Source organism: Desulfobacula sp. (assembly GCF_021107415.1).
On sequence record NZ_JAIOSW010000471.1, the window covers coordinates 1 to 4,527 of the forward strand.

General features: G+C 42.9%; 5 protein-coding genes. 2 read left to right on the top strand and 3 right to left on the bottom strand.

Translation table 11 applies throughout. The features are described 5' to 3' along the window. The first annotated feature begins 197 nt into the window (after nt 1-197). The gene (locus K8S13_RS23590) at nt 198-575 is read left to right on the top strand and encodes a pyridoxamine 5'-phosphate oxidase family protein (RefSeq protein ID WP_291466179.1); all 378 of its coding nucleotides are present in this window, start codon (nt 198-200) and stop codon (nt 573-575) included. A gap of 67 nt (nt 576-642) precedes the next feature. Beyond that, a complete protein-coding gene (locus K8S13_RS23595; RefSeq protein ID WP_291466180.1) occupies nt 643-771 on the top strand; it encodes an NAD(P)-binding protein in 129 nt (42 codons plus the stop codon). Nucleotides 772-844: 73 nt separating this feature from the next. Here the strand turns inward: K8S13_RS23595 and K8S13_RS23600 are convergent, their stop codons facing one another. The 3 genes from K8S13_RS23600 to ltrA form a co-directional block, all read right to left on the bottom strand. Next, nucleotides 845-2,149, bottom strand: a complete 1,305-nt coding sequence (locus tag K8S13_RS23600) for a 4Fe-4S dicluster domain-containing protein (protein ID WP_291466181.1) — start codon at nt 2,147-2,149, stop codon at nt 845-847. A 388-nt stretch (nt 2,150-2,537) separates the two neighbouring features. Continuing rightward, a complete protein-coding gene (locus tag K8S13_RS23605; protein ID WP_291466182.1) occupies nt 2,538-2,945 on the bottom strand; it encodes a NifB/NifX family molybdenum-iron cluster-binding protein in 408 nt (135 codons plus the stop codon). A gap of 151 nt (nt 2,946-3,096) precedes the next feature. Beyond that, nucleotides 3,097-4,527 (bottom strand): group II intron reverse transcriptase/maturase (gene ltrA / locus K8S13_RS23610; protein WP_291466183.1); only part of this gene is annotated, 1,431 nt, incomplete at its 5' end.

The window sequence follows — 4,527 nt, forward strand, 5'->3', positions numbered from 1 at the left end:
AAAACGTAATGCCGTGCGCAAAAACAGTGCATTATTGCAACGCTTTCATGTTTTCAACAAACAAAAACAAGAGTGTTTTTTTAAGTAACTATTTGAAAATATTCATATTATTTTTTTATGATCGGTTGGTATAAACTTTGCTATCCCTTAAGTGAATACATACAAACAGGCATAAGCCGAACTAAAGGAGAAGTATTATGACTGCATTACCCGAAAAAGTCAGCAGCGCATGGGAAAACCATGAAGGCCCCATCATTTTGTCAACCGTGAATAAAGGGGGTATTCCCAATTCCATATATGCAACCTGTGTATCCAAATATGGTGAAAATACCCTGGTGGTTGCTAATAATTATTTTTCAAAAACACTGGAAAACATAGAGGCCGGCAGCAAAGGATCCATCCTGTTCATAACCAAGGCGGGCAAATCCTATCAGGTTAAAGGGAGCATTGAATACCACAAAGACGGTCCTGTGTACGAGGATATGAAAAAATGGAACCCTAAAAAGCATCCCGGCCACGCGGCAACTGCTTTGAAGGTCGAAGAGGCGTATTCAGGAGCTGAAAAACTGTTATAAAAATTTTTGTGCAGGAGATTGCGGTTAGATTAAATTTTCAAGGCAAAATAAATAATGGGAAATTACCATGTTCACCCAGACTGTTGATACCATCATCATTGGAGGTGGCCTCAGCGGAATGTATGCAGCCTACCTGCTATCCAAAAAAAATATATCCTTTGTGGTTCTCGAAGCTCGTGAGCGAATAGGGGGCTAATTTTAAGCCTTGAACATCACGGTTTTTTCTCTGACCTCGGCCCTTCCTGGTACTGGGTGTGTCCCCCCGGTCTTTAATTACAGTTTTTTTGGGTAAGATCGCGTTCAGAATAAGAAATCAAGGCTTCGAAATAACGAGATTTCACCTGTTGGGTGGCCATGATTTGCTTAATTGGCGGCAATTTTAAAATCACACCCAAAACTGCAGCAAGAGCCCGATGACTAAAAAGCACTTTATTGTCAAAAAGCAAGTGTTGGAACTTTCCTCTTTCAATGGCCATTACAACCGCCCTGTGCGTTCCATTTAACGGGGTGATGACCCTCGCAGGCAAAGACTGTAGCGCAAGACTGTCTTCCTTGCATGCCCGGATACACAGGCCACAACCAAGACATACTTCCTCATTCAACTTTGCTATTTTTCGATTTGGTTTTTTGGGATCATTGGCAGAGACTAAGGTCATCGCTTCTACCGGGCAGATATTGACACATTTGCCACAGCCCGTACAGGATTGTTCGTCAATCCCTGGGATAAAGTTAGATGTGTGGACCGGGTTGAATATGGCAAATCTTCGGGCCGCAATCATGGCTTCACAACAACACCCACAGCAATTGCAAATAAAGTTGACCCGGTTCCTGACATTTTCCCCAAATTGTACTAGATTGGATTCATATGCCTGATCCAAAAGGTCTAACCCCTCCATCACGTCAACTTGTCTTGCAAAGCCATGTTTAATCAGGGATGCACCTGTAGTGTTAAATGTCATGCAGATATCCAGAGGGTTGTCACATGCTCTGCCCACATGGAGCATTTTATGACGGCAGTAACAGGTGCCGACTCCCATGTGTGATGCAGTTCTAATCACTTCAGATGCCCGCTCATAATCCAATACATGGATAGCATTCTTATTGGACAGCACTGGTTCATGAACAAACACCCGTCCCAGTTGCGTCTCTCCCAGAGTAAACAGGTCTTTGATAAAGTCCTCTTCCACATTCAAGTATTCGTAAAAAAGTTCTCCCAATACTTTTTGATCGACATCGCTGCGTATCCGCATCATGGAAAATTCAAAAAAACCAGCCATGGGCGGCGGAAGGACATATTCGGTTTCACCATTTTGATCAATGTCTACCAGTATCGCCCGGGATGCCAGTTTATCAAGAATTCTTTGTGCCTCTGGCAAACGCATCTTCCAGACCCTGGCTGCTTTAGCAGCGGTGAATGGTTTGATTGGAAGCAGCGAAACCAAATGTGCCTCTTTTTCAGAAAACAACATGATTAAAATTTTGTCCAACAATTTTGAAGGCGGAGCACCTTGGGGAAAAAGATTCAACCGGTCAACAAGAGATGTATAACTTGATTTAAGAGTATGGTGAGCCATAAGTCGCGTTTCCTCATTATATCAGAGATGTAATAGCAATTTGAGTTTATATTTTTTATATATCATTACAATCCTCATGGTATCTTTGAGTATTTAAACCACCAGAGAATCAGAACAGGGATAATAATACTTGAGTAAAAAAAGATAACGTCATTAATCACCAGCCTGCCATGGCATAACCTGCCAACTTGGAGCGTTGTAACCAAACCGGATTAACCACTGGAAGACGGACGTGCTCGCAGGTGTCGGGTGAATTAAATTGTTAGCCCATGATTTTTAAAATGTGACTGTATTGCTGATTATTGAGAAACAGATTGATATCTATAAACTTGTTATTTGAGTTTGTCCTTTAATAGCCCCTCTGTTTTTTCTAATTCGGGGCTGTCTCCTATTCCCCCTTTATTGTTTTTTGTATAATAGTTTTGACAGCGTCATCGGCAGTCCCTATTTTATTTACAAAATTGATATGATGATCAGTTAAGGCTTGTTTCATCTTGACACCGATGGATCCAGCAATAATCATGGTGACATTCTTGTCAGACAGTAAGGCAACAACCGTTCGGCTAATACCACCGGACTGATCCTTGGCCGGATTTTTTATGGCTTCTATAAAGTTTCCCTTTTCGTCAAAAATAAGAAAAAAAGGAGCTTTACCGGTTTTTTCGCTAATAAGGGAATTTTTTTCAGATCCTATTGCCGGAACAGCAATTTTCATTGTTTGGGCAGTAACTCCAGAGGCAAGAGTAACGAGCAATACGACAACAATACTAAGAAAAATTGTTTGCATAGATTTCATGTTCATCATGTTTCTCCTTTTGTTTTATGAAGGCTGTTCATTGGTTATAAGGGCTAATGCGCTAAATCACCGGCTTGCGCCGGGTAGCCGGTGGCTGTTGCCAGCCCCCAGCCCCCTAAGAACCGGACGTGAGACTTTCACTTCATCCGGCTCAAGCCTTGATAAGGCGTGTTGCCACACCCGACAGTTGTCTTTGTTTCCAACGGGCTTTGAGATAGTCCCTCCATGCAGGATCGTATGGATTGACCTTTGCTCTAATCTTTGTATGCCTGATGAGCCGGGTAGGGCCTATTAAAATCAGGGGTTCAGGATTACCTTTTTCCATGAATCGCCAGTCTCGACCTTTGATCCTTCGGTAATATTTGCCTTTAACCCATCCTTTGAATTTCTTTGGATGCCTTCTCCTGGCCCATTTCCATGTCATTTGCCAAAATGCATGGTCAAGATCCCCGAATACTTTCCGGCTGACCACATGTCTGTAATAGTTTGCCCAACCGCGTATGATGGTATTTAGCTTGGCAATAACGACGTCGGTTCGCCTGGTTTTATTGGCATTCAGATAGTCTCTGACTTTTGCTTTAATACTTTTGATGCTGGATTTAGACGGTTTTATCAGCAGTTTACCTTTGTACTTCCTGACATTGAAGCCAAGAAAATCAAAGCCATCATCAATATGTGTGATCATGGTTTTCTCTTCTGACAGTTCAAGACCCCTTATTTTAAGGAACCCTTCAATCAAAGGTTTGACACAGGTTTCAAGCAGTTCCGGGGAACGGCCCGTTATAATGAAATCATCCGCGTACCTGACATAATGAATTTTATCAGTTTTCCTGAAGTTATCTGCAAGGAGGTTCTGAATACCGTCAAGTGCCATATTGGCAAGCGTCGGTGAAATTATCCCGCCCTGGGGAGTTCCTTCATTGGTTTGATTAAATGTACGCTTCTCAAGGTAACCACACTTGAGCCATTGTTTTAACTTTCGTTTGTTCATGGGGATGTTCTCATCCAGCCATCTATGGCCAATATGATCAAAACAGCCTTTGATGTCTGCCTCTAAAATCCAGTCAGCACTACCTTTCCGTCTCAATGCATTGTAAATAGCTCCCATGGCATCCTGGGCTGAGCGTACTTTCCTGAATCCATAAGAATGGTGATCAGCCAAGGATTCAGATACCGGATCAAGCCCCAATAAATCAAGGGACTGTTCCACCCGGTCATGCATGGCCGGTATGCCTAATGGTCGTTTCTTACCATTCTTCTTTGGGATATAAATGCGTTTCAGCGGTTTTGCCTTATATTCGGGAAGATTAAGATTCTTGAGCGTTTCCCATCGCTTACGGGGGGTATCAATTAATATATTGTCCACACCCGGGGTTCGTTTTCCACGATTGGATATCACCCGCTTGATGGCGATAAGCTTTGCTGCAAGCGAGTTGGACAGCAGCCGTTGAAGGCCGCGTGCCGTTTGTTTTAATCCATTCTTAACTGCCTTCACGATACGCGCTTGTATACGGGATACTATCTGTATGTGTTTGCCCCAATCAAGGAGATCCCACACATTCTTCAAGCCCATACGGCCGTC

Bases quoted from the DNA above. Each gene is read 5' to 3' on its own strand.
- K8S13_RS23590 (WP_291466179.1), top strand. From the start codon at position 198: ATGACTGCATTACCCGAAAAAGTCAGCAGCGCATGGGAAAACCATGAA.
- K8S13_RS23595 (WP_291466180.1), top strand. From the start codon at position 643: ATGTTCACCCAGACTGTTGATACCATCATCATTGGAGGTGGCCTCAGC.
- K8S13_RS23600 (WP_291466181.1), bottom strand. From the start codon at position 2,149: ATGGCTCACCATACTCTTAAATCAAGTTATACATCTCTTGTTGACCGG.
- K8S13_RS23605 (WP_291466182.1), bottom strand. From the start codon at position 2,945: ATGAAATCTATGCAAACAATTTTTCTTAGTATTGTTGTCGTATTGCTC.